Annotated in this window: 20 protein-coding genes; 16 read left to right on the forward strand and 4 right to left on the reverse strand. The window is 63.5% G+C overall.

The features are described 5' to 3' along the window. Nucleotides 1-20 precede the first annotated feature (20 nt). The 7 genes from MesoLj_RS08315 to MesoLj_RS08345 all read left to right on the forward strand — a co-directional run bounded on the left by MesoLj_RS08315 (nt 21) and on the right by MesoLj_RS08345 (nt 7,923). Complete coding sequence (locus tag MesoLj_RS08315; protein ID WP_202325690.1) at nt 21-1,157, forward strand: ABC transporter substrate-binding protein; 1,137 nt, start codon at nt 21-23, stop codon at nt 1,155-1,157. A gap of 84 nt (nt 1,158-1,241) precedes the next feature. Continuing rightward, nucleotides 1,242-2,063 (forward strand): ABC transporter permease, encoded by an 822-nt coding sequence (locus MesoLj_RS08320; protein ID WP_202325691.1) that lies wholly within the window; start codon nt 1,242-1,244, stop codon nt 2,061-2,063. 20 nt (nt 2,064-2,083) lie between these two features. Next, nucleotides 2,084-2,902: an ABC transporter permease gene (locus MesoLj_RS08325; protein ID WP_202327212.1), complete on the forward strand. Its 819-nt coding sequence runs from the start codon at nt 2,084-2,086 to the stop codon at nt 2,900-2,902. Nucleotides 2,903-2,921: 19 nt separating this feature from the next. Next, complete coding sequence (locus MesoLj_RS08330) at nt 2,922-3,992, forward strand: LacI family DNA-binding transcriptional regulator (RefSeq protein WP_202325692.1); 1,071 nt, start codon at nt 2,922-2,924, stop codon at nt 3,990-3,992. Between the two features lie 24 nt (nt 3,993-4,016). Then, the gene (locus MesoLj_RS08335) at nt 4,017-4,775 is read left to right on the forward strand and encodes a phosphodiesterase (protein ID WP_202325693.1); all 759 of its coding nucleotides are present in this window, start codon (nt 4,017-4,019) and stop codon (nt 4,773-4,775) included. A gap of 224 nt (nt 4,776-4,999) precedes the next feature. After that, nucleotides 5,000-5,929 carry a Bug family tripartite tricarboxylate transporter substrate binding protein gene (locus MesoLj_RS08340; protein ID WP_244735321.1) on the forward strand — a complete coding sequence of 310 codons (930 nt, stop codon included), beginning with the start codon at nt 5,000-5,002 and terminating at the stop codon, nt 5,927-5,929. Between the two features lie 20 nt (nt 5,930-5,949). After that, nucleotides 5,950-7,923, forward strand: coding sequence for a tripartite tricarboxylate transporter permease (locus tag MesoLj_RS08345; RefSeq protein WP_202325695.1), 1,974 nt, complete (start codon nt 5,950-5,952; stop codon nt 7,921-7,923). 1 nt (nt 7,924) lies between these two features. Here the strand turns inward: MesoLj_RS08345 and MesoLj_RS08350 are convergent, their stop codons facing one another. The 3 genes from MesoLj_RS08350 to MesoLj_RS08360 form a co-directional block, all read right to left on the reverse strand. Further along, nucleotides 7,925-9,388 carry a class I adenylate-forming enzyme family protein gene (locus MesoLj_RS08350; protein ID WP_202325696.1) on the reverse strand — a complete coding sequence of 488 codons (1,464 nt, stop codon included), beginning with the start codon at nt 9,386-9,388 and terminating at the stop codon, nt 7,925-7,927. Then, nucleotides 9,385-10,434 (reverse strand): thioesterase domain-containing protein, encoded by a 1,050-nt coding sequence (locus MesoLj_RS08355; RefSeq protein WP_202325697.1) that lies wholly within the window; start codon nt 10,432-10,434, stop codon nt 9,385-9,387. Before MesoLj_RS08355 ends, MesoLj_RS08350 begins: the two co-directional genes overlap by 4 nt. A 102-nt stretch (nt 10,435-10,536) precedes the next feature. Further along, entirely contained in the window at nt 10,537-11,532 is a 996-nt protein-coding gene (locus MesoLj_RS08360) for a sugar-binding transcriptional regulator (RefSeq protein WP_140772585.1), read from the reverse strand. Between the two features lie 204 nt (nt 11,533-11,736). On the opposite strand from MesoLj_RS08360, the gene MesoLj_RS08365 reads away from it, so the two are divergent. Next, a complete protein-coding gene (locus tag MesoLj_RS08365; RefSeq protein WP_202325698.1) occupies nt 11,737-12,504 on the forward strand; it encodes a 5'/3'-nucleotidase SurE in 768 nt (255 codons plus the stop codon). A gap of 98 nt (nt 12,505-12,602) precedes the next feature. Here the strand turns inward: MesoLj_RS08365 and MesoLj_RS08370 are convergent, their stop codons facing one another. Further along, the gene (locus MesoLj_RS08370) at nt 12,603-13,448 is read right to left on the reverse strand and encodes a metallophosphoesterase family protein (RefSeq protein ID WP_140772581.1); all 846 of its coding nucleotides are present in this window, start codon (nt 13,446-13,448) and stop codon (nt 12,603-12,605) included. Nucleotides 13,449-13,633: 185 nt separating this feature from the next. Between MesoLj_RS08370 and MesoLj_RS08375 the strand changes: the two genes are divergently transcribed. From MesoLj_RS08375 to MesoLj_RS08410, 8 genes are all read left to right on the forward strand, one after another. After that, on the forward strand, nt 13,634-14,734 hold the full coding sequence (locus tag MesoLj_RS08375) for an ABC transporter ATP-binding protein (RefSeq protein WP_202325699.1): 1,101 nt from the start codon (nt 13,634-13,636) through the stop codon (nt 14,732-14,734). A 79-nt stretch (nt 14,735-14,813) separates the two neighbouring features. Beyond that, the gene (locus MesoLj_RS08380; protein WP_202325700.1) at nt 14,814-16,103 is read left to right on the forward strand and encodes an ABC transporter substrate-binding protein; all 1,290 of its coding nucleotides are present in this window, start codon (nt 14,814-14,816) and stop codon (nt 16,101-16,103) included. Between the two features lie 71 nt (nt 16,104-16,174). Further along, nucleotides 16,175-17,050: a carbohydrate ABC transporter permease gene (locus tag MesoLj_RS08385; RefSeq protein ID WP_202325701.1), complete on the forward strand. Its 876-nt coding sequence runs from the start codon at nt 16,175-16,177 to the stop codon at nt 17,048-17,050. Further along, nucleotides 17,047-17,895, forward strand: coding sequence for a carbohydrate ABC transporter permease (locus MesoLj_RS08390; RefSeq protein WP_140772574.1), 849 nt, complete (start codon nt 17,047-17,049; stop codon nt 17,893-17,895). The genes MesoLj_RS08385 and MesoLj_RS08390 overlap by 4 nt, the downstream gene beginning before the upstream one ends. A 247-nt stretch (nt 17,896-18,142) precedes the next feature. Further along, nucleotides 18,143-19,471 (forward strand): NAD(P)H-dependent oxidoreductase, encoded by a 1,329-nt coding sequence (locus MesoLj_RS08395; protein ID WP_202325702.1) that lies wholly within the window; start codon nt 18,143-18,145, stop codon nt 19,469-19,471. Nucleotides 19,472-19,473: 2 nt separating this feature from the next. Beyond that, the gene (locus tag MesoLj_RS08400) at nt 19,474-20,502 is read left to right on the forward strand and encodes a thiamine pyrophosphate-dependent dehydrogenase E1 component subunit alpha (protein WP_202325703.1); all 1,029 of its coding nucleotides are present in this window, start codon (nt 19,474-19,476) and stop codon (nt 20,500-20,502) included. After that, complete coding sequence (locus MesoLj_RS08405) at nt 20,502-21,500, forward strand: alpha-ketoacid dehydrogenase subunit beta (RefSeq protein WP_140772568.1); 999 nt, start codon at nt 20,502-20,504, stop codon at nt 21,498-21,500. Before MesoLj_RS08400 ends, MesoLj_RS08405 begins: the two co-directional genes overlap by 1 nt. Before the next feature lie 3 nt (nt 21,501-21,503). Further along, complete coding sequence (locus tag MesoLj_RS08410; RefSeq protein ID WP_202325704.1) at nt 21,504-22,841, forward strand: pyruvate dehydrogenase complex dihydrolipoamide acetyltransferase; 1,338 nt, start codon at nt 21,504-21,506, stop codon at nt 22,839-22,841. The last annotated feature ends 53 nt before the right edge of the window (nt 22,842-22,894 follow it).

Genomic DNA, 22,894 nt, shown 5'->3' on the forward strand with positions numbered 1-22,894 from the left:
ATCCAACTGGAGACCTTTCCGTGAAGACAATCCTGCAAGCCGCACTGGCTCTCGGCCTGATGGCATCACCCGCCACCGCCGCCGAACTCACCGTTCTCACCGCCGGCGACCAGAACATGGTCGACTACATCAACGACTATCTCGGGCCGCTGTTCGAGAAGCAGAATCCGGGCAACACCGTGCGCGTCGTCGGTACCGGCCCGGGCGATGCCGGATCGCAGAAGATCACCGAACGCTTCAAGGCGCAGGCCGATGCGGGTTCGCAGAAGTGGGACACGGACGTCGCCGTCGTGCACGAAAAGTTCGCCGGCCCGATGGTGACAGCCGGCTATCTCGAAGCCTATCGCCCGAAAATCGACACCGGCAAGATGGTGACGCGTTCCAATGCCGACATGGCGCTGGGCTCCAATGTCAGCGGCTATGTCATGCCGATGTTCAACAGCCAGACCGCGATTGCCTACAATCCGGCGATGGTGCCCAATCCGCCGAAGAGCTACGAGGAACTGGTCGCATGGGCCAAGGAGCATCCCAAGCAGTTCGGTTATAACGGCATCAAGGGCGGCGCCTCCGGTGTCAGCTTCGTCATGGGCTGGATCTATGCCTTCGGTGAGGGCGACGCCAACAAGCTGATGAACGGCCCCTTCGACGAGGCCGAGACTAAGAAGTGGGACAAGGCCTTCGCCAGCCTGAAGGAGTTCACCGCCAATGCGACGCTGACGCCCGGCAATGCCGGCACGCTCGACATGCTGTCCCGCGGCGAGATCGCCATGGGCCCGGTCTGGGTCGACATGTTCTACTCCTGGCAGGCCGACGGCCGGCTGCCGCCGGAGCTGAAACTGGTGCTGCCGGCGCCCGGCATGCCCGGCCAGCCGATGCACTACGTCATCCCCGCCAAGAGCCCGAACGAGGCACTGGCCGAGAAGTTCGTGGCGCTGGCCACCAGCCCGGAAGTGCAGGCCGACGGCATCGTCAAGAAGTTCAACTGGTATCCGGGCATCGACGCCGATTTCGTCAAGCCAAAGCTCGACGAGGCAACCTGGAACAAGCTGTTCGTCGACATCTCGCCGGCGGACCTGGCGAAATACGGCAAGCCGTTCCCGATCGCTCCCTATAACAACGCGATCCTCGAAGCCTATGAGCGCCAGACCGCGAATTGAGCGGGCTGACTGACCTTCGAACCCCGCACCGCCCGGCATTGCCGGGCGGTGCGGGCCTGTCCGCTATCCGGTGAAAGACCTACGATGTCGAAACGACTTTTCGGCCTGCTGCTCGTCCTGCCCGCGCTGGCGGTGATCGTGCTGTTGTTCATCGTCCCGCTTGCCGCTTCGGTCATCGGCGCGTTCGAAGTGGACGGCGGCTACGGAATGGGAAATTTCGTCAAGTCGTTCGAGCTCTACCGCAGCGATACGATCTTCACCGTTCTGATCGTCAGCCTGTCGACGCTGCTGATCGGCCTGTTTTCCATCGCTATCGGCGGCTATCTGACGCTGGGCGAAAATCCGCGCGCGGTGGCGATCCTGCGTTGGCTCTATCGCTGGCCGATGTTCATTCCCTTCATCGTCGTCGGTCAGATCCTGCGTACCTTCCTCGCCAAGAACGGCCTGATGAACAATCTTCTGATCAGCGCCGGCGTCATCACGCCGCTGCAGGCCACCGCTTTTCTCGACTGGCGCGGCATCGTCATCGCCTTCGTCTGGAAGCAGGTTCCTTTCGTTGCCTTGCTGGTCGCCGGCGCCATGGCGTCGATCGATCGCGGCACGATCGAGGCCGCGCGCAATCTCGGCGCCTCGCGGCTGCGCATCCTGATCGAGATCGTCGTGCCACAGGTCGCCACGACGCTGCTGGTCGGGCTCATCCTGTCCTTCGTCACGATGATGTCGGTGCTGTCGGTGCCGCTGATGGTCAATGCACAGTCGCCGACCATGCTCACCGCAGACATCGCCTTCCGCATCAATGCCTATGGCGACTACGGCGTTGCCAACGCGCTCGGCCTGATCTCGCTGGTCATCACCTCGGGCGTTGCATGGATCTATCTGCGCCACACGATGAAGGAGCGCGCATGAGCCTCGCACCATCATCCGTCATGGGACATAAAGTGCGGATCGACCTGTGGTGGCTGCCCAGGGCAGTGATCCTCGGCCTGCTCGCCTTCATCATTTTCGGTCCGTTGCTCAATCTGTTGCTGTGGACCGTGGCGGAGCGCTGGTATTTTCCGCATGTCCTGCCGCTCGACTACGGTTTCAGCGTCTGGAAGCGTGTCTTCTCGCCACGCGGCGGTGCGATGGATTCGCTGCAGAACAGCATCCTGGTGGCGGTGCTGACGGTCATCGTCTCGCTGGCGCTGGCCATACCCGCCGGCTACGCGCTGGCGCGGTTGAAACTGCCGCTGCGCAGCCTGATCCTGCTCGCCTTCCTCATTCCGCAGGCGTTTCCGAACCTGCCGGTCTATGTCAACATCGCGCGCGTCTTCTACCAGATCGGCCTCAACGGCACGATCACCGGCGTGGTTCTGGTGCATGCCGTGCATGGCCTGGTCTATGCCGTGTGGATCGCAACGGCGGCTTTTTCGGCCGTCGATGCCGAACTCGAGCAGGCCGCCCGATCAATTGGCGCCGGAGCGTTCCGCGCCTTCCGTGATGTGACCTTGCCGCTCGCCATGCCCGGCCTGATGGCCAGCGCCATCTTCGTCTTCCTGGAATCGCTCGACGAATTCACCGGCAGCTATTTCGTCGGCGCGCCGGATGTGAATATGTTGCCGCTGCTGCTTTATTCGGCGGGCGCCGGCGGCAATTATCAGATCGCCTCGATCACGGCACTTCTGCTGCTCATCCCATCGATCGGCTTCATGCTGATCGTCGAGCGGTTCCTGAAGGCCGATGTGCTGTCGCGGGTTGGCCATTGAAAAGCGTGAGCGTCGACCAATGACGGCAGACGAGAATTCGACCACGGGCGACAAGACCTCGGACAAGCTTCGCTCGGTCAGCGCCCTGCATGTCGCGCGCCAGGCGGGCGTGTCGCGCTCGGCGGTGTCGCGCGCCTTCACGCCGGGCGCCAGCGTCGCCACCGAAACGCGCGAAAAGATCATGCGCGCCGCCGAGGAACTCGGCTATCAGGTCAACGATCTGGCGCGCGGCCTGCTCGCCAACCAGAGCCGGCTGGTGGGGCTGGTGGTGACCAAGCCGGAAGTCGGCTTTCGTGCCCATCTCACCGCTGCGCTCACCAAGGCGCTGATCCATCGCGGCAATGTTCCGGTCATGATCAACACCGGCCAGACCGAGCAGGAGCTGATATCGGCCCAGAAGACGCTGCTTGGCCATCGCGCCGAGGCGACGATCATCCTGTCGGGCTCGCCGCCCTCGTCCTTCTTCGAGCTGGCGCGGCGCAACGGCCAGCCGCTGGTCGTCATCGGCCGCTCCGAACCGGAAGCCGATCATATCCAGACCGACGGCAGCGCGGCCGCCAAGCTCGCGGCGGCATTGTTCGTCGCACGCGGCATGACGAAGCTTGGTCTGGCGGGATCGCTGTCGGGTACACCCACCATCACCGAACGCGAGGATGCATTCTGCGCCGAGGCAGCGCGTCTTGGCGCCGAGGTTGTGATCGCGCGGGGCCGAGACACGGACTATGCGGGCGGGCTGCAGGCGGGCAATGCTCTCATTGATAGCCAGGATCGGCCGCAGGCGATCTTCTGCGTCAACGACCTCATCGCCTTCGGCGTCATGGACCACGCCCGGCAGGCCGGGCTCGACATCCCCGGCGATCTCTCGGTGATCGGCTTCGACGATGTTCCCGAAGCCGGCTGGCTTGCCTACCGGCTGACCACCTTCCGCCAGGATCCGGAGATGATGGCCGCCCGTGCCGTGGCATTGCTCGATATGCGCCAGCGGCAGCCGGATCTTGCGCCCATCCGCGAGCGCTTCAACGTGCCGCTTGTCGTGCGCGGCAGTTTTGTTCCGCATGACGCGGAGCGACTTCCAGACAGTTCCTCCTGAATCCTCAGCCACAGGTCGACGCCCATGAAAATCATCCAGCTCTCCGATCCGCATCTGATGACGCCGGGTGGCCTTCTCTATGGCTCCGATCCGCTCGCCAGGCTGGACGCCTGCTTGGCGGACATCGGCAAGAACCATGCCGATGCCGAACTGGTGGTGATATCCGGCGACCTCACCAATGATGGCGAGCGTGCCGCCTACGCGGCATTGCGGGAGAGGCTGGCGCAATTTTCTCCGCCTTGCCGGTTGATGCTCGGCAACCATGACGATCGCGCGCTTTTCCTTGAAATGTTTCCCGACGCCGCTGCCGAGCAAGGGTTCGCGCAGAGCGTTTTCGATGGCAGCGAGGGCCGGCTGATCCTGCTCGACACACTGGACAGCGGCCATGTCGAGGGCAGGCTGTGCGCGGAGCGTCTCGACTGGCTCGACGAACGGCTGCAAGAGGCGCGCGACAGGCCGGCCTTCGTCTTCATGCACCACCCGCCGTTTCGGATACACATACCGGTGCTCGACGAGGTCGGGCTCGCCGACGCCGATAGCTTCCACGCGGTGCTGTCGCGCCACGGCAATGTCCGCCACATCTTCGCGGGCCACGTCCATCGGCTGATCGCCGGCAGCTGGCGCGGCATACCGGTCAGCACGCTGCGCAGCACGAACCACCAGACCGCGCTCGATTTTTCGCAGAGCTGGGGCCTGGGCCACGAGCCGCCCGCCTATGCCGTGATCTTCATCGACGGGGATGGGGTGGTCGTGCATTTCCACGATTTTCCAGTCGCCGGATAATGCATATGCCGCCGACAGGATCAGGACGCTGACGCTCGCTGCACGTCACGGATTGGCTGTCGTAACTGTGATCCGATCCCGTATCACCCCCCGTGAAAATTATTACCGATTTGTAAAGTCATGGGTTAGAACCGCTTTGGGTTTGATGCGGGGTTGATACGTTGACTGTGATTTTCCGCGCTTTGCGCGTTCTCTCCTTTCTTGTGGCTGGCCTAGTCCTTGCAATGTGCGCGCAGGCACAGGCGGTCGAATTCAAGACCATCACGATCAAGGTCGGCTATGGCCCCGGCGGCGGCTACGACCAGACATCGCGGCTGATCGCTCGTCATTTTGCCCGGTTCCTGCCCGGCAACCCTGATATCGTCGTTCAGAATGTGCCGGGCGGCGGCAGCCTCAAGCTCACCAAGATGGTGCTGGGCAGCGAGCCGGCCGATGGAAGCGTCATCGCTTCGGTCAGCGAGGCGATGTCCTATGCTCCGGTGCTCGATCCCCAGAACGCGAATTTCGACCCGCTGGCCCTGCAATGGATCGGCTCGCTCGTCAACGAACCGGCCTATTGCCTGACCGCCAAAAGCTCCGGCATCGACACGATGGACAAGTTCCTGCAGTCCGATTTCCTGATTGGAGCGACCGGCAAGAGCAGCGTGACCTATATTTTCGCGGCGCTGGTCAAGAACGGGCTGAAGGCGAAATTCAAGATCGTCACGGGTTTTGAAGGCACCGCCGATATCGAACTGGCAATGCAACGCGGCGAAATCGCCGGAATGTGCGGTGTTTCCAGCTACAACATCTCCGGAAACCGCGACACGCTCAACCTCGTCGGAACGTTTGGCCCGGGCACGGTTGCAGGCCAGGAGAAGTTCACGGCCAGGATCGAAGACCCTGAGGTTCGGGAGGCGGCCGCGCTCATAGAGACGACCTTGCAGTTCCATCACCCGCTCGTTGTTCCGCCGGGAACACCCAAGGACACCGTCGAAGCGCTTCGCAAGGGCTATATGGAGATGGTCAAGGATCCGGCGTTTCTGGCCGATATCGGCAAGCTCAGCGAAATGACCGTCAACGCCACCAGCGGCGAAGACATAAGCCGGCTCGTGGCGCAGCAATTGAAGGTGGATCCGGACGTATTCGAAACCGCCAGAAATCTGGTGAAGTAGATTTCCGGCGAGGCTCAACGGTGGATCTGATCCTCACCGCCATTTTCGAGATGGCCCAGCCATTCCGTATGCTGATGCTGGTGACCGGTGTTTTCGCCGGCCTGATTGTCGGCGTCGTCCCCGGCATTGGCGGGCTGTTCGCGATGGCGCTGCTCATCCCCATGACCTACAACATGGACGCCTATGCCGCCTTCGCGCTGCTGCTTGGCATGGGATCGGTCAACACCACCTCCGACACCATACCCGCGATCCTGTTCGGCGTTCCGGGTTCGGTGGGCGCCGCGGCAACGGTGCTTGATGGCCATGCGATGGCCAAGAAGGGCGAAGCCGCGCGTGCCTTCGGCGCCTCCTATTCCGCGTCGATGATCGGCGGCGTGTTCGGCGCGCTGGTGCTTGCGGCGGCGATCCCGGTCATGCGGCCGCTTGTCCTCTACCTGAAGACGCCGGACTTCTTCGCGATATGCGCCTTTGGCCTCTCCATCGTCGCCATGCTGGCGGGGAGCCAGCCGCTCAAGGGGCTGGCGGCGGCCATGTTCGGCATGCTGGCCTCGTTCGTCGGCATCGACAAGATCGCCGGCATCGACCGATGGACCTTCGGCGAAATCTATCTCTGGGACGGTCTGCCGGTTGCCCTGGTGTTTCTCGGCCTGTTCGGTCTGCCGGAACTGGCGTCGCTTCTGTTGCGCGGCTCCATCCAGGGCAATGCGGAGAGGCCGACCTATGCCGGCATGTGGCAAGGCATCATGGACACGCTGCGGGAATGGCCGCTGGTCCTGCGATGCAGCACCATAGGTTCCTTGCTTGGTGCCGTTCCCGGTGTCGGCATCGCGGTGCTGGACTGGATCGCCTATGGCTATGCGTCACGCCGGCCAGGCTCCGGACCGAAGTTCGGCGAGGGCAACGTCAGGGGCGTCATCGCTCCTGAAAGCGCCAACAATGCCAAGGAAGGCGGCTCGCTCATTCCGACGATCGCCTTCGGCGTGCCGGGTTCGGCCTCGATGAGCATTCTGCTTGGCGCCTTTGTCGTGCACGGGCTCGTTCCCGGACCGGACATGCTCGGCAAGAATGCCGCGCTCACCATGTCGATGGTGTTCAGCATTGCCGTGGCCAACATAGTCGGCGCGGTGACCTGCCTCGTGCTGACCCGGCCGCTGGCGCGCGTGGCGCAGGTCTCGGCCGCGATATTGGTGCCGCTGGTGGTGACCTTCATCGTGGTTGGCGCTTACCAGACCAACATGAGCGCTTTCGATTTTGCGCTGGTCATCGGCGTCGGCGCCATCGGCATGGCGATGAAGGAACTCAACTGGCCGCGCTCGGCCTTCTCCTTGGGTTTCGTTCTTGGGCCGAGCCTCGAGAATTACTTCTTTCTCGCCTACCAGATTTCCGGCTGGTCGTGGCTCGCCCAGCCCTTGGTGCTGCTGCTGCTTGGACTGGCCGTGGTCGGCGTCATCAGGCAGACGCTGTCGTGGATCAGGGCCAGAAACCCAGGTGGCCCGCTGCCGCCCGCGCTGCCCGATATCATCGCCGGCGCCGCCATGACATTGCTGGCGCTGGCGGCATTGGTGACCGCCGCGACCGGTTTTCCCTTCGAGGCCGCCATCTTCCCGATCATCACGGCTGGATTGCTGATGGTGTTTTCGCTCACGACGACAGTGCGGACGACACTGCGATGGTGGACGCCCTCCACGCCCGTCCCGTCCGCGCCTGCCGGGGCTCCCGGCGAATGGTCGCCGGCCACGGAACCAACCATGAAGGGCAATCTTGCGGTGCTGGGCCTCTGCCTTGCCCTGGCAGTCCTCATCCTGTTGGTCGGACACCTGGCGGCGACTTTCATTTTCGTGGCCGGCAGCATCGCGGTGCTTGGCTCGAAGTCATGGCGGTCGCCGCTGACGATCGCCGCCGCCACGACGGTTTTTGTCTATTCGGTTTTCGATATGCTGGCGTCCCAGCCATGGCCGACGCCCTGGCTCGCCGGTATCTGGGGGATCTTTTAGTTTATTCGCGCGCCAGCGTTTCGATCAACTGGCGGCGCAGCAACTTGCCGTTGCTGCTGTAGGGCAATGATGGCACGATCCGTATCTCGCGCGGCCGTCGGTCGGGTGCGATGTTGGCGCGCAGGAATGCCTGGAATTCCTCAATCGTTCCCTGTTCGGAAACAATGAATACCGCGATTTCCTGCCCCATGGTCTCGTCCGCGAAACCGGCCACGGCGACGTCCTGCACCTTGGAATGGGCGCGGATCAGTTTTTCAAGCTCCTGGGGCGCGACGCTGACGCCGCCGCGAACGATCATATCGGCCTCGCGGTCGACGATCGTCACGAAGCCGTCGGCATCCAGGAAACCGATGTCGCCGGGAATGCCCCAGTCCGAGCCCATGATCTGTGGATCGACGAAGAGGCGGTTGCCGGGCATCAGGACGGCCGATGCCATGGTCGGGGTCCGGGCCTTGATCAGCCCCCTGTCCCCTTGTTGCAGCACGTGGCCGTCGGGACCGACAATCTCGATTTGAACACCCGCCACTGGGCGGCCCGCGCTTTCGGGCTTGGCCAGGATATCTGAACCCGACAGCGAGGATATTATGCCGGTGAGGCTCGATGAGTAGCTTATCCGGTAACCCGGCGAGATGTAGCGCCAGGCGGCGATCTTGTCTTCGCCCCTGGCCGGTCCGCCTATGCTGTAGAGGACGGAGAGTTTTGGGAGCAGATGGGTGGCGCGCTCACCGGTTTCCTTGACCATTCGGGCTATCACCGACGGTGCCAGCGCCGTACCGCTTGCCTGGAACGACAGCAGTGCCTCGATGAGTTCGGAGGGCGTGAACAGCGGCGGGAAGAACCGGACGACGCCGCCGTAAAGCAGATACCCGAAAGTCTGGTGGCGCATTGCCGAGTAGGACAGCGCCATCGGCGTCAGAAATCGCTTGGCGGTTCCCTCCACAACGCTCCGGCGCGCCGCGATACGCCGGGCAAGCGCTTCGTGCGACTGTGTATAGGCCTTTGGGTCGCCCGTGGTGCCGGACGAGAAGATCAGGAAGGCCGGATTGGCATCATCCATCGGGGCGCTGGCCTCGAATCCCGGCGCCGAGGCCGATTTCCAGCCGGTATCAAAGAGGGCGTTCGGATAGATTTCGTCGCCGGGCATGGCACGGCTTTCGAAAACCATCTTCAAGCCGAAGTCGCGCGCCTGTCTTGCACGCTGGCTTCTGGGCGTTCGAAAATCGATAACCACGGGGGTTGCGCTGTTTTTCCAACAGGCGAGGATGGACAGCACCACGTCGATGTTGTCGACCATGGCAAGGCCGACGCGGTCGCCGGGCCTGATGCCCGATGCGTTGAAGTTTGCCGTCAGATGTCCGATCTGCGTCAGCGCTTGCGCGTAGGTGATCTGCGAACGGTCATTGACCATCGCGACCTTGTCGCCATGGGCCGCGAAGGCTTTCAGTATCTGCCGGCCAAAACTCATCGCTGGTGCTGGACGCGTGTCGCCCCGGGTCTTTCGGAGAGGAAAGTGAGGATCTCCGCGTCGATCGCGTCCATGTTGGCCTTGCGGAATTTGTTGTGCGTGCCCGGCATGACGACCGTCTTCACGCTGGCCTTGTCGGATGCCCAGCCCTTGTAATCCTTCACCGTCGTGGCGCCCCATTCGGAACTGGCGAGGATGAGAACGTCGCAGGGATAGGAGGAAGGCACGAAACCGGCCGCGGCCTGCAACAACGCGCTCTTGTAGGCTTTCTTGCGCAGATGCCGCCCCAGGCGTGTCTGTCCCAGCCCCACCGCGCTCATCGCATCGCGCAGCAAGCGCCAATAGATCACCTTGCGGGTGATCTGGCGGCGCCGGCTGTCCGTCAGGCGGTCGTTGGGCATCGGTTTCAGCCAGGCGGAGCCGGGCGAGGGCGGATCGATGAGCACGATGGCGGGCCGCTTGCCGGTCGCCTCATGGCTCAGCCGGCCGACCTCGATCGCCAGGAGGCCACCCACGCAAATGCCACCAATCACGTCGGGATGCTGGCCGGTCACCGAAGTGAGGGCCTCGAAATAGCTGGAGCAGATTTCGGCCATGCTGGAATAAGGCGTCTCGCCGGGCTCGGTGCCCATGCCGCGCACGGCCATGATGGCGTATTTCTCTTTCAGCCGCTTGCCGAAGCGATTGGCGAACAAGGCCGAGCCGGTAATGCCATGGATCATGGCAATCGGCTCATGGCCGATGCTGCCCGCCACCGGCACGATCAGCTCGCGCGCCGGATGGACCGGCACCAGCGACGCGATCAGCCTGCCGAATTCGCGCGGTGTCTGCGCTTCGAGCAGAATGGAGGTCTGGAGCTTGACGCCGAATCGTTTCTGCACGGCAAGCACCAGGGTCTCGGCCATCAGCGAGTCGCCGCCGAGATCGAAGAAATTGTCGTCGAGACCGACCGAGGGAATCTGCAATTCCGCAGCGAAGATGCCGCCGATCGCATGTGCCGGTCCGTCGCCCGGTGATGCAGGCCGCAGCCTTTGTTGGACGTTCATCGGAAAGCCCCTACCGATGCATATTCCTGCCTTTTACGCACAGCTGTGTCCAGGGACAAGCCCATGATCCGCCTAAGTGACGGGTGCGCTGCCGCTGTCGTGTCAGGAGGCCTGTTCGAGCGGAGGAAGCTCGAGTAGCGCCTGGGCGGCGGCGACGTCGGTGATGAGAAGCTTGGCGTTGGTCGCCGCGATGCCGGCGCGGATGGCGTGGATCTTGCGCAGGCCCCCCGACGAGATGATCACCTTCGGCACCCTGCTGATGTCGGCGGGATTGATGGCCATGGCGCGATGGTTGACGGGATGGTCAAGCACATTGCCGTCGGCATCGACGAAATGGCAGAGCACATCGCCGACGGCACCGGCATCCTTGAGGCTCTTGGCGTCCGACCAGTTGAGAATGCCGCGGCGGAAGATCGAGGCCTGGGTGCCGACATCGCCGACGCTGAGCAGAGCGATGTCAACGGCACGTGCCCGCTCGTAGAGCTGTTTGAGATCATCCTGTTTCCACAGTGCGTCGGCCAGTTCGCGGTCGGGCACAAAGACAGGCGCGGTGATCTGATAGAGTTCCGTGCGGTAGAATTCGGCGAAGCGCCAGGCGACGGCCGAAGGATTGTGCGCTGTCGCATGAGTCAGGCCGCCGAGCAGTGAAATGACGGTCATGTCGTTGACCTCGCGCCAGATCAGCGACCGCATGCAGACCTGCAGCGTGGCGCCCCAGCCGACACCGATCGACAGTCCGTTGGTGACCTGTTCGGAAATGTAGCGTCCGGTGGCGTGGCCGACGACGGCCGCGACGCTCTCCTCGTCCTGGCTCGACGCGGGCACGACGATCGCCTCGGTCAAGCCGAGGTGCTTTTCCAGGTTCCGCTGCAGGCGGATCAGCGATTCGGCCTGCGAATTGATGGTGATCTGGACCGTACCGTCCTCACGCGTCGCCGCAAGCAGGCGCAGGGCCTTGATGCGGCTGATGTCGAGATGCTGGGCAACCTGTTCCTGGGTCAGGCCCTCGACATAATAGAGATAGGCGGCTCTCAGCTTGAGTTCGTCCTGGTCGGACTGGAATTTCGTCCGCCTCGGTCGCTTTTCCGAACCTGCCATGCCCACTTCCCTCAAGACGTACCCCCATTAGACGATTTGCCGACGGAGGGAAATCACGCGGCCGCTCGCGCGCCGGCCGCCCGTGGAAATCCAGCAAACCGAAAAGCCTGCCCGAGTTCATCTTACGGAATTGTACAATAATTCTCAATATGGCATAAATGTACGAATTATGAAGACGCTCGGGCGCAGCCAGAAGGATATGACATGCGAATACTGCTCTCCAATGACGACGGAATCGACGCGCCCGGTCTGGCGATCCTGGAAAGGGCAGCGGCGCTGCTGAGCGACGACATCTGGACCGTGGCGCCGAGCGGCAACCGCAGTGGCTTTGGTCATTCGATCACGCTGCGGCAGGCCTTTGCCGTTGAGCAGGTAGCGCCCCGGCGCTATTCGTGCACCGGCACCCCGGCCGACTGCGTCATCGGGGCGATGCACTGGGTGTTCCGCGACGGTGCGAAACCCGATCTGGTGCTGTCGGGCATCAATGAGGGGCGCAACGTCGCCGAGGATGTCTCCTACTCCGGCACCATGGCGGTGGCGCGCGAGGCGGCGCTGTGCGGCATTGCCGGCGTGGCCTTCTCCATGCCGCGCGACAGCCAGGCCTATGGCGATGACGAGGTCGCATGGCTGGCGGCGCGCATCGAGGGTTTTTGGAACACCCGCCAGGAATGGGCCCAGGAGGGACATTGGCTGAGTGTCAACCTGCCGCGCACTGTGCCGGCGCCCATGCGTTCGGCGCGCATCGGCCGTGACAAATGCGCGACGCGGGTGATCATTCATGCCGAGGATGGGCGCAGCGCCCGCATCGAGCCGCTGGCCGACCGCAACTACGCCACGACGCCGGGTGACGAAAACAGCCTGATCGATTCCGGCATTGCCTCGGTCACCTGCCTGAACTGGATGGGCCATGCCCTCGTGCCGGCGGGCGCCTTGTCGGAACTCGACGGGGCTCTTGAACAGGCGGTCGCCTGAGACTTGATCCCGAAAGGATCGGACGAACCGGATTCGAAGTTAAAAAAGGGCGCCCGGATCACCGGCGCGCCCTTCTTGCGTTCTCGAGCATGGGGCGATCAGTATTTCGGGTAGACCTCGAGCAGGCAGTCGTCGAGATAGCTGTTGACGAAGCCCGGGATCGTCACCGCGCGGGTTTCGATGCCGCCGTCATCATGCAGCACGTGCTCGAGATAGCCGACCTCGCGGTTGCCGCCCATTTCGGGCACCAGCTCCTCGCGGGTGGTGAAGGCGATCGACGAGCACCATTCGAGCCTCACGCCATCGTGGCCGCGCGAGCGCTGCTGGTGCAGATGCCCGCTGGCGATCATCTTCAGCTGCTTGTGCGCCATCAATTCGTGCAGGTTCTCACGACCGATCGGATCGACTGTCCAGTAGGTCAGCTCGGTGCTTTCCGGCGTGTCGACATAGAGCGGCTGATGCGAGAACAGCGCCAGGTGCCGCTCGCCAAGCGTCGCCAGCTGTTCGCCGATCCAGTCATATTGCTGCTGCTCGCCGTCCAGTCCCGAACCGACACGCAGCGAATTGATGCCGAGCAGCCGCCAGTTGCCGCGGTCGATCGACCATCTGTCGGCGCCATAATAGCGCTCGTAACGGTCAAGCCTGGTCGGGCTGATGGCGCTGCCCATGGCGGTTTCGGGCTGCGACAGGCGTGGATTGTCGCCGACATCGTGATTGCCGGGGATATAGCGGATGTCCTTGCCGGCGCGCTCCAGGAACGAGCGGCAGAAGGGATAGTCTTCCTCGAAGCGGATGCCGTCGAGCGTGATGTCGCCGGTATGGACGATCAGGTCGTGATCGGCGGTCTTCAGCACGTCGATCATGAGTTCATTGTTCTCGTGAAACCGGTGGGTTCGCGGCGACAGGTGGGTGTCGGATATCTGCATAATTCGAATCGAGGCCATGGATCTCTCTTTGCCGGTGGGCGTGGTCTGACGCGTCGCTGCTTCAGAATTGTACAATTGTATTGACTTGAGAAAGATAGTTCAATATTCGATTTTAGCGATCAACGGATCGCCAGCCCGAGCGCGTCTTCGCTGCGCGGATTCCGGAGGGATCGGGCGGGAGGTTACCGGAACAGGGAGGCACCATGTCCGGCATCGAGATCAGGAACCTCAACAAGAGGTGGGCGACCTTTGACGCCGTGAAGGATGTCAGCTTCGAGGTGAAGCCCGGCACCCTGACGGTGCTGCTTGGACCGTCAGGCTGCGGCAAGTCGACGACGCTGCGGTTGATTGCCGGCCTCGATTCGGTCACTTCCGGCCAGATCTTCATCGGCGGCAAGGACGTCACCGTGCAGCCGCCGGCCAAGCGCGGCCTGGCCATGGTGTTCCAGTCCTATGCGCTCTTCCCGCACCTCAGCGTTGCGGAAAACATCATATTCGGTCTCAAGGTACGGCGGGTGCCGGCCGGGGAGCGGACGCGCCGCCTCAAGAAGGCAGCCGACATTCTCGGGCTGGGGGCGCTTCTTGACCGCAAGCCTTCCCAGCTTTCGGGCGGTCAGCAGCAGCGCGTCGCCCTCGGCCGGGCGATCGTCGCGGAGGCGTCGGTGTGCCTGATGGACGAGCCGCTGTCCAACCTCGACGCGCAGCTTCGTCACGAGATGCGCAAGGAAATACGCACCATCCAGCAGGCGCTGGGCATGACCATGGTCTATGTCACGCATGATCAGATCGAGGCGATGAGCCTTGCCGATCAGGTCATCCTCATGCGCGGCGGCCGCATCGAGCAGAAGGCGGAGCCGGCAGGGCTTTATCTCAGGCCGGCGACGTCGTTCGCGGCAAGGTTCATCGGCACGCCGCCGATGAACCTCGTCTCGCTGGCCGATGGGCCGGCCGGCGCCGTAATCAAGGGATCGGCGGGGCCGGCACTGGTCGAAGGCAAGGGCGATGGGCTGTCGCTCGGGCTGCGGCCGGAGGAGATCCGGATCGAGCCGGATGGCGTCGTTCCCGCCATCATCCGCGGCATCGAATATCACGGCGCCGACAGCATTCTGGAGTGCGTCGTCGGCGACCAGCTTCTGCAGGTGCGCGTGGACGGCATCCGTCGGCAGTCCGTTGGCGACCAGGTGCGGCTGGGCTGGCTGCCCGACGCCATGCACGTCTTCGACGAGGCGGACGGCAACAGGGCCGAGCGCAAGGTATTGGTCGGTCAGGCGGTCGGCGAGCGCGTGCTGCGCGCGGTGCCCTGACCTGCCGGGAACGGCCCGCGGTCTCGAAGCAGGCCGATTGGCGACGACAACGAGAAAACATCACAAACCGGAGGAAACGATGTTTGCAAGAAGTGGCAAGTGGCTTGGCGCCGCGCTGTTGGGAGCAGGCCTGAGCCTTGGCGCGGCGCAGGCCGAGCCGGTCGAAGTCAGTTTCTATTATCCCGTGGCCATCGGCGGTCCGGTGACCAAGATCGTCGATGACCTGATCACTCGGTTCGAGGCGGCCAATCCCGACATCAAGGTCAAGGCGATCTACTCAGGCACCTATTCCGAGACGATCAGCAAGTCGCTGACCGCGTTCAAGGCCGGCCAGCCGCCGGAACTGGCGGTCATGCTGTCGGCCGATCTCTTCACGCTGATCGACGAAGGCGCGATCGCGCCGATCGACGACTTGGTCAAGACCGACGACGACAAGGCCTGGCTCGCCGGATTTTCGCCGGTGTTCATGACCAACAGCAAGAGCGAGGACAAGACCTGGGGCATCCCCTTCCAGCGCGGTACGACCGTGTTCTTCTGGAACAAGGATGCCTTCAAGGCGGCCGGCCTCAACCCGGATGTCGGCCCGCAAAACTGGGAAGAAGTCGTCGATTTCGCCACCAAGCTGACCAAACGCGACGCCAGCGGCAACGTCACGCAATGGGGCATGCAGGTGCCGTCGTCGCTGACCTCCTACTGGTTGCTGCAGGGCTATGTCGCCCAGAATGGCGGCACGATCGCCGATGTTTCGGGGGACAAGACCTATTTCGATTCCCCCGAGGTCGTCGAAGGACTGCAGTACTGGACGGACCTGGCGCTCAAGCACAAGGTGATGAAGCCCGGCGTGATCGAGTGGGCGACCAACCCGAAGGACTTCTTCGAGGGCCGTGCCGCCATGATCACCACGACCAGCGGCAATTTGACCAATGTCAAGACCAACGCGCCGTTCCCGTTCGGCGTGCAGATGCTGCCGGAGCACAAGAAGCGCGGCGCGCCGACCAGCGGCGGCAACATCTTCATCTTCAACGGCACGGCGCCCGAGAAGCAGCAGGCGGCCTTCCAGTTCGCGAAATGGCTGACCTCGGCCGACCAGGCCGCCGAATGGAGCATCAAGACCGGCTATATCGCGCCGCGCGACGATGCCTGGAACACGCCGGCGATGCAGGCCTATGTCAAGGAATTCCCGGGTGCCGCCGTCCCGCACGACCAGATCCCCTACATGGTGCCGGAGCTTTCGACGCATGAGAACCAGCGTGTCGCCCGCGTCATCGATGACGGCATCGAGGCCGCGCTGACCGGCACCAAGACGCCGGCGCAGGCGATGGGCGATGCGCAGCAGGAAGCCGACCGCATCCTGAAGCAGTATCGCTGACCGATACGAAGGGCGGTGGATCGAAGCCGATCCGCCGCCCTTTCCGCCACAGCGACAGGAAAGGGTGTCTCGTGACACAGGGACGAAATCAGATCACCGCATGGCTGCTGCTGTTGCCGGCCGTCGTGCTGCTGGCGGCGTTCACTCACATTCCGGCGGTGATGACGCTGGTCAACAGCTTCTACAACACGCCGCGCGGCGTACGTCCGGCAAAGTTCGTCGGGCTCGGCCACTACAGCGACATGCTGAGCGACCCGGTGTTGCTGGCCGCGCTGAAAAACAATGCCATCTATGCCATCGGCACGGTGCCGGTGGCGATCGGCCTCGCCATGCTGATGGCGCTGATCGTCAACTCGTCCATCCGCGGCAAGGCCCTGCTGCGCATGTCGTTCTTCCTGCCCACCATCCTGCCGATGATCGCGGTGGCCAACATCTGGCTGTTCTTCTACACGCCCGGCTACGGTCTCATCGACCGCTTCCTTGGCCTGTTCGGCTTTGCCGAGCGCAACTGGCTGGGTGATGGCTCGACGGCGCTGGGCAGCCTCATGGTGCTGGCGGTCTGGAAGGAAGCCGGCTTCTTCATGATCTTCTACCTGGCCGCGCTGCAGCAGATCAGCCCGTCGCTGTCGGAGGCCGCGGCTCTCGAGGGCGCCGGGCGCTGGTACTTCTTTCGCCGCGTCACCTTCCCGCTGCTGATGCCGACAACTTTGTTCGTGCTGATCAACGCCATCATCAATTCGTTCCGGCTGATCGACCACGTCATCGTCATGACCCGTGGCGGCCCCGACAATGCCAGCACGCTGCTCCTCTACTACATCTACCAGACGGCGTTCCGCTTCTGGGATACCGGCTATGCCGCCGCGCTGACCATGGTGCTCTTGGCACTGCTCGCTGCGCTCGCCTTCGTGCAGTTCGGCATTCTCGACCGGAGGGTCCACTACAAATGACCGTCACCGCTCTCCCCCAGCCGGTCCAGTCGCGCGAACAAGGCTTCTGGCACGCCATCGAGGTGATCGGCTGCTATCTGCTCGGCGCGCTGTGGATCCTGCCGCTGCTCTATGCGGTGTGGATGGCGTTCCATCCCGCCGAATACGAAGTGCGCTTCGACCTGACGGCGCCCCTGACATTCGGCAATTTCATCCAGGCCTGGAACGCGGCTCCGTTCGCGCGCTATTTCCTCAACACCTTCGTGCTGATCACGGTCATCCTGGCCTCGCAATTCGTCATCTGCACGCTCGCCGCCTATGCCTTCGCCCGCTACGATTTCCGCGGCAAGACGCTGGTTTTCATGCTGGTGCTGATCCAGCTGATGATCATGCCCGAGGTGCTGCTGGTCGAGAATTACCGCACCATGGTCAAGCTAGGCCTCGTCGATACAGTGCTGGCGATGGGCCTGCCCTACATGGCCTCGGCCTTCGGCATCTTCCTTCTGCGTCAAGCCTTCCTGACCGTGCCCAAGGAACTTGACGACGCCGCACGCGTCGAAGGGGCCGGGCCGCTTGGCATCCTGCTCAAGGTCTACGTCCCGCTGTCGCGCCCGATCTATGTCGCCTATGGGCTGGTCTCGGTCAGCTACCACTGGAACAATCTCCTGTGGCCGCTGGTGATCACCAACTCGGTCTCGACCCGGCCGCTGACGGTCGGCCTGCAGGTCTTCGCCTCGCCCGACCAGGGCGTACAGTGGAGCATCATCTCGGCAGCCGCCTTGATGACCTCGGCGCCGCTGCTGATCGGCTTCCTGCTGTTCCAGCGCCAGTTCGTGCAGAGTTTCATGCGGGCCGGCATCAAGTAGCCGCCTTTACCGGAACATCGCGGCGTCCGCCGCGCGGCTTCGCGGCTCGACGGCTGTTCGGCATCCCGGACAGCCTGCCGCAACGCGTGGCTTCCGGCTTTTGCCGGTGGCCATTCCGCGCCTCCCGGAAGCCTCCGGAAAGGGCACGAAAGTGCGGTAATTTTGGACATTAGTCTTGACAGAAATACAGATGTTCAATACCCGTCAAGCACTTGAACAAGCCTGCAATGTGGGAGGAATAAGCGGTATGGCTTCCAATATTTCGTTGACGGGCCTTGCCCGCGATCTCGATGAGCGTGGCAAGTCGGGCAAGCCCATCCGCATCGGCCTGATCGGCTCCGGCGAGATGGGAACCGACATCGTCACCCGCGTCGCCCATATGTCCGGCATCGAGATCGGCGCGATCTCGGAGCTGAACCTGCCGGCCGCCAGCAAGGCGGTGGATATCGCCTTCCAGGAAACCGGCCATGCGCGCGAAGTGTCGAGCGCTTCGGCGATGACGGCGGCCATGGAAGCCGGCAAGGTGGCGGTCACCAACGACGCCAACCTGGTCATCAACAATGATCTCATCGATGTGGTCATCGACGCGACCGGCGTTCCCGCCGTCGGTGCCGAGATCGGCTTGCGCGCCATGGAGCACGGCAAGCATCTGGTGATGATGAATGTCGAGGCCGACGTCACCATCGGCGCCTATCTGAAGAGCGAGGCAGACCGGCTCGGCGTCACCTATTCGCTGGGCGCCGGCGACGAGCCCTCCTCCTGCATGGAACTGATCGAGTTCGTTTCGGCCATGGGCCATCCGATCGTCGCCGCCGGCAAGGGCAAGAACAACCCGCTCAACATCGACGCCACGCCGCCCGCCTACGAGGAAGAGGCCAAGCGCCGGCACATGAATGTGCGCATGCTGGTCGAATTCGTCGATGGCTCCAAGACCATGGTCGAAATGGCGGCGATCGCCAATGCCACCGGCCTGGTGCCGGACAAGGCCGGCATGCACGGCCCCGCGGCGACACTCGGCGAACTCTCGAAAGTCCTGGTGCCTGAAAAGGATGGCGGCGTGCTGTCCAGGGTCGGCGTCGTCGACTACTCGATCGGCAAGGGCGTGGCGCCCGGTGTCTTCGTCGTCGCCGACATGTCGCATCCGCGCATTTCGGAGCGCATGGAAGACCTGAAGATGGGCAAGGGCCCGTATTTCACCTTCCATCGCCCCTATCACCTGACCTCGCTCGAAGTGCCGCTGACCTGCGCCCGCGTCGTCCTTTACGGCAAGGCCGACATGGTGCCGCTGGCAAGGCCGGTGGCTGAAGTTGCCGCGGTCGCAAAGAAGGACATGCAGCCGGGCGAGAAGCTCGATGCGATCGGCGAATATTGCTACCGGGCCTGGATCATGACGGCGCCGGAAGCGCATGCGGCGCGGGCCATTCCTTGCGGCCTGCTGCAGGGCGGTTCCGTGACGGCGCCGATCAAGAAGGGCGAGCTCATCACCTATGCCAATGCGGCCCCTGCGCCGGGCTCCAAGATCGCGGAGCTGCGCGCTCGCCAGGACAAACTCGTCTACGGAACCGTGGGAGCCTGATCATGGCCACAGCCAGCAAAGCCGTCGCGGACAGCCGCGCCAACCTGCCTTTCGTCTATCGCCAGTACAGCGCCGAGCAGCTCAAGCAGGTGCTCTACAAGATGTACCTCATCCGCCGCTTCGAAGAGGGCGCGGAGGAAAGCTACACGCGCGGCCTGATCCACGGCACCATGCACCTGTCGATCGGCCAGGAAGCCAGCGCCATGGGCATCTGCATGCCGCTTGGCGAGGATGACCAGATCACCTCGACGCATCGCGGCCATGGCCACTGCATCGCCAAGGGTGCGGAGGTGAAGCGCATGTTCGCCGAGTTCTTCGGCAAGACCACCGGCTACTGCAAGGGCCGTGGCGGTTCGATGCACATCGCCGATGTCGCCAAGGGCAATCTCGGTGCCAACGGCATTGTCGGCGGCGGCATTCCGATCGCCGTCGGTGCTGCGCTCTCCTCCAAGATGATGAAGACCGGCAAGGTCGTCGTCTCCTTCTTCGGCGACGGCGCCAACAATGAGGGGGCCTTCCACGAAGCGCTGAACATGGCGGCGGTCTGGAAGCTGCCTGTCATCTTCGTCTGCGAGAACAACGGCTACGGCATGTCGACATCGACGGCCCGTTCGACCGCGGTGAAGAACATCGCCGATCGTGCCGCCGCCTATTCGATGCCCGGCGTCATCGTCAACGGCAACATCTTCTCCGAAGTCGCCGAGGCTTCGTACAAGGCCGTCGAGCGGGCGCGCGCGGGCGAGGGGCCGACGCTCATCGAATCCAAGACCTACCGCCATCGCGGCCATTCCAAGAGCGACCGCAATCGCTATCGCACCAAGGAAGAGATCGAGGACTGGATGTCGAACCGCGACCCGATCACGCTGTTCGAGAACGAATTGCGGGAATTCGGCTTCATCGACGACAAGGGCATCGAGACCATTCGCGACGCCGTGGCGCAGGAGATTGCCGACGGCATCGAGTTCGCCAAGGCGAGCCCTTCGCCCGATGTGAGCGAGACTGGAAACTATGTGTATACGGAGCAGGCGTGATGGACGCGATGGTGCGTGAACTGAGCTACGCCCAGGCGATCCAGGAAGCCATGGCGATCGCCATGGACATGGACGAGCGCGTCTTCCTGATGGGCGAGGATATCGGCGTCTATGGCGGCGCCTTCCAGGTGACCGGCGACCTGGTCGACCGTTACGGCGCCGACCGGGTGATGGACACGCCGATCTCGGAACTGGGCGGCGCGGGCGTCGCTGTCGGCGCCGCCGTCACCGGCATGCGACCGATCTTCGAATTCCAGTTCTCCGACTTCGCCACGCTCGCCATGGAGCAGATCGTCAACCAGGCGGCCAAGATGCGTTTCATGCTGGGCGGCGAGGTTTCCGTTCCCGTGGTGATGCGCTTTCCGGCCGGCTCCGGCACGGGTGCCGCCGCGCAGCACAGCCAGAGCCTGGAGGCCTGGCTCGGCCATGTGCCGGGTCTGAAGGTCATCCAGCCGGCGACGCCCTACGATGCCAAGGGCATGCTTTTGGCCGCCGTCGCCGATCCCGATCCGGTGATGATCTTCGAGCACAAGCTGCTCTACAAGGTGAAGGGCCCGGTGCCTGAAGGCTACTACACGGTGCCGATCGGCAAGGCCGATATCCGCCGCGAAGGCCGGGATCTCACCATCGTCGCCACCTCGATCATGGTGCAGAAGGCACTCGAAGCCGCCGCAACACTGGAAGCCGAGGGCATCGACGTCGAAGTCGTCGATCTCCGGACCATCCGGCCGATGGACAAGCAGACCGTCATCGACAGCGTTAAGAAGACGTCGCGGCTGATGTGCGTCTACGAAGCGGTCAAGACATTGGGCATCGGCGCCGAAGTCAGCGCCATGATCGCCGAGAGCGAGGCGTTCGACTATCTCGACGCACCGATCGTGCGGCTGGGCGGCGCCGAGACGCCGATCCCCTACAATCCGGAACTCGAAAAGGCCACCGTGCCGCAGGTTCCCGACATCATCACCGCCGCGCGCGACCTCGTGAAAGGGGTTCGCTGAGACATGCCGACAGAAGTCATTCTTCCCAAGGTCGACATGGACATGGCGACCGGACAGATTTCGCGCTGGTTCGCCACCGAAGGCCAGCAGGTCAAGAAGGGCGACGTGCTGTTCGAGATCGAGACCGACAAGGCGGCGATGGAGATCGACGCGCCGGCCAGCGGCGTGCTGCGCGACGTGACCGGCAAGGAAGGCATCGACATTCCGGTCGGCGCGCCCGTCGCCTGGATCTATGCCGATGGCGAGGCTTATGGGGCCAAGCAAGACGCGGCGCCAATCTCCCTCCCTGTGGAGTCGACAGAGGGGGGCGCTGTCCCGCCAACGTCGCATTCTGTCACGCCCCCCTCTGCCCTGCCGGGCCCCACAAGCGGGGAGATCGTCCAATCTCCGTCGGGCGCACGCGCGACACCTTTGGCTCGTCGTCTGGCGCGTGAGGCGGGCCTTGCCCTTGCCAGCGTCACCGGCACCGGTCCTTACGGTCGCGTGGTCAAGGCGGATATCGACGCGGCGATTGCCAAGGGCGGTGCCAAAGAGGCCCCGGCGGCTCCTGAAGCTCCCGCCGCTGCTGCTTCCGCTCCCGCCGTGAAGGCGATGTCGGACGACCAGGTGCTGAAGCTGTTCGAGGAGGGTTCCTACGACCTCGTCCCGCACGACAATATGCGCAAGACCATCGCGCGGCGCCTGGTCGAGGCCAAGACCACCATCCCGCATTTCTACCTGACGCTCGACTGCGAGCTCGATGCGCTGCTGGCGCTGCGCACGCAGATCAATGCGGCGGCGCCAATGAAGAAGACCGACAAGGGCGAGGCTCCCGCCTACAAGCTGTCGGTCAACGACATGGTGATCAAGGCGATGGCGATGGCGCTGAAGGGGGTGCCGGATGCCAATGCGTCATGGACCGAAACCGCCATGGTCAAGCACAAGCATGCCGATGTCGGCGTCGCCGTCTCGATCCCCGGCGGCCTGATCACGCCGATCATTCGGCATGCCGACGAGAAGTCGCTGTCCACCATCTCCAACGAGATGAAAGATCTGGCGAGCCGTGCGCGCGGCCGCAAGCTGAAGCCGGAAGAGTATCAGGGCGGCACCACGGCGGTGTCGAACCTCGGCATGTTCGGCATCAAGGACTTCGCCGCCGTGATCAACCCGCCGCATGCGACGATCCTGGCGGTGGGCGCCGGCGAGGAGCGGGCCGTGGTCAAGAACGGCGAGATCAGAATAGCCACCGTGATGTCGGTGACGCTGTCGACGGACCATCGTGCCGTCGACGGGGCACTTGGCGCCGAACTGCTGGTCGCCTTCAAGCGGTTGATCGAAAACCCGATGGGCATGATGGTCTAGGCCGTGTTGACAGTTGGGTGAGGCCGGCCTGCGAAGCCGGCTCACATTCAGAA

The organism is Mesorhizobium sp. 113-3-9 (assembly GCF_016756515.1).
GTDB lineage: Bacteria > Pseudomonadota > Alphaproteobacteria > Rhizobiales > Rhizobiaceae > Mesorhizobium.

What these genes read in the sequence shown, in the direction of transcription:
- MesoLj_RS08320 (WP_202325691.1), top strand. Translation starts at nt 1,242, where the DNA reads ATGTCGAAACGACTTTTCGGCCTGCTGCTCGTCCTGCCCGCGCTGGCG.
- MesoLj_RS08325 (WP_202327212.1), top strand. Translation starts at nt 2,084, where the DNA reads ATGGGACATAAAGTGCGGATCGACCTGTGGTGGCTGCCCAGGGCAGTG.
- MesoLj_RS08330 (WP_202325692.1), top strand. Translation starts at nt 2,922, where the DNA reads ATGACGGCAGACGAGAATTCGACCACGGGCGACAAGACCTCGGACAAG.
- MesoLj_RS08335 (WP_202325693.1), top strand. Translation starts at nt 4,017, where the DNA reads ATGAAAATCATCCAGCTCTCCGATCCGCATCTGATGACGCCGGGTGGC.
- MesoLj_RS08340 (WP_244735321.1), top strand. Translation starts at nt 5,000, where the DNA reads ATGTGCGCGCAGGCACAGGCGGTCGAATTCAAGACCATCACGATCAAG.
- MesoLj_RS08350 (WP_202325696.1), bottom strand. Translation starts at nt 9,388, where the DNA reads ATGAGTTTTGGCCGGCAGATACTGAAAGCCTTCGCGGCCCATGGCGAC.
- MesoLj_RS08355 (WP_202325697.1), bottom strand. Translation starts at nt 10,434, where the DNA reads ATGAACGTCCAACAAAGGCTGCGGCCTGCATCACCGGGCGACGGACCG.
- MesoLj_RS08360 (WP_140772585.1), bottom strand. Translation starts at nt 11,532, where the DNA reads ATGGCAGGTTCGGAAAAGCGACCGAGGCGGACGAAATTCCAGTCCGAC.
- MesoLj_RS08365 (WP_202325698.1), top strand. Translation starts at nt 11,737, where the DNA reads ATGCGAATACTGCTCTCCAATGACGACGGAATCGACGCGCCCGGTCTG.
- MesoLj_RS08370 (WP_140772581.1), bottom strand. Translation starts at nt 13,448, where the DNA reads ATGGCCTCGATTCGAATTATGCAGATATCCGACACCCACCTGTCGCCG.
- MesoLj_RS08375 (WP_202325699.1), top strand. Translation starts at nt 13,634, where the DNA reads ATGTCCGGCATCGAGATCAGGAACCTCAACAAGAGGTGGGCGACCTTT.
- MesoLj_RS08380 (WP_202325700.1), top strand. Translation starts at nt 14,814, where the DNA reads ATGTTTGCAAGAAGTGGCAAGTGGCTTGGCGCCGCGCTGTTGGGAGCA.
- MesoLj_RS08390 (WP_140772574.1), top strand. Translation starts at nt 17,047, where the DNA reads ATGACCGTCACCGCTCTCCCCCAGCCGGTCCAGTCGCGCGAACAAGGC.
- MesoLj_RS08395 (WP_202325702.1), top strand. Translation starts at nt 18,143, where the DNA reads ATGGCTTCCAATATTTCGTTGACGGGCCTTGCCCGCGATCTCGATGAG.
- MesoLj_RS08400 (WP_202325703.1), top strand. Translation starts at nt 19,474, where the DNA reads ATGGCCACAGCCAGCAAAGCCGTCGCGGACAGCCGCGCCAACCTGCCT.
- MesoLj_RS08405 (WP_140772568.1), top strand. Translation starts at nt 20,502, where the DNA reads ATGGACGCGATGGTGCGTGAACTGAGCTACGCCCAGGCGATCCAGGAA.
- MesoLj_RS08410 (WP_202325704.1), top strand. Translation starts at nt 21,504, where the DNA reads ATGCCGACAGAAGTCATTCTTCCCAAGGTCGACATGGACATGGCGACC.